This window comes from Alishewanella tabrizica (assembly GCF_014652375.1).
Taxonomy (GTDB): domain Bacteria; phylum Pseudomonadota; class Gammaproteobacteria; order Enterobacterales; family Alteromonadaceae; genus Alishewanella; species Alishewanella tabrizica.
On sequence record NZ_BMYR01000031.1, the window covers coordinates 1 to 1102 of the forward strand.

Sequence of the window (1102 nt, forward strand, 5' to 3'; positions counted from 1 at the left end):
AGAAACGCCGCCTGTGTGTGAATGGCGCTTTTGGGGATTGTAAAACATTTCTATAAAGTTAAATATCTCGGTTTTCGCTTCGTCTCTTGTCGAATATATCTTTTTACGCGTTACACGCTTTTTTAATGTTGCAAAAAAGCTTTCTGCTACAGCGTTATCATGACAATTTCCTCTGCGGCTCATCGACGGTTTTAAGTTATGCTCTTTCATAAACGATAAATAGTCAGCACTGCCATATTGGCTGCCTTGATCACTATGCACTAGAACTGAGTGTTTAGGCCGTCGTTGATAAACGGCCATTAGTAAAGCTTGAATGACTAAATGTTTATCCATGGTTTTATCCATTGACCAACCCACAACGCGACGTGAAAACAAATCAATTACCGTTGCAAGGTATAAAAAGCCCTCATAAGTACGAATATACGTGATGTCACTTACCCAAGCGGTGTTGGGTGCAACAGGTTTAAAATCGCGCTCTAACACGTTATCTGCTATCCGTGATGGCTTGCCACCTTTGATATACCGTCGCTTGTAGCCTATTTGGGCTTTTAATCGATTCAATCGCATAATTTTAGCCACACGATGAACACTACAGGTTTCACCGGCTTCTCGCAGATCACGATGTATCCAGGGGCTGCCATAGGTGCCGCCACTGGCAATATAAAACGCGTTAATCCGCGTGAGTAAACGCTGATCTTCAATAGTGCGCTGACTCAATGGTGCTTTTAGCCAAGCATAAAAACCACTGCGATTGAGCTTCAGAACACGACACATGGCTAAAACGGAAAATAATCGCAGATGGTCACGGATAAAGGCGTACTTCACTCTGGCTGGCTTGCAAAGTACCTTGCGGCCTTTTTTAATATGTCCCGCTCCTCCGTTACTCTTTTAAGCTCGGCTTCTAGCTTGGCAATCCGAACCAAATCATCTGACTTGGGTCGCGTAACAACCTTGTTGCCACTAAGCTGGTCTCGCCAGTGATATAACGATTTAGTTGAAATACCCAAACGTTCAGCCACTTCCTGAACAGAATAACCACGGTCAGTGATTTGCTTTACTGCTTCAATTTTAAACTCTTCGGTATAACGTTTGCCTTTGCTCA

General features: G+C 43.5%; 1 protein-coding gene. It reads right to left on the reverse strand.

Annotated elements, in window-relative coordinates; all coding sequences use genetic code 11:
* Positions 1-1102 (reverse strand): IS3 family transposase gene (locus tag IE070_RS16480; protein ID WP_229797120.1). Its coding sequence is split into 2 segments (ribosomal slippage), with 1103 coding nucleotides annotated over them: positions 1-863 and positions 863-1102; the frame shifts between segments, so codons are not numbered across the junction. This gene is flagged as partial in the annotation.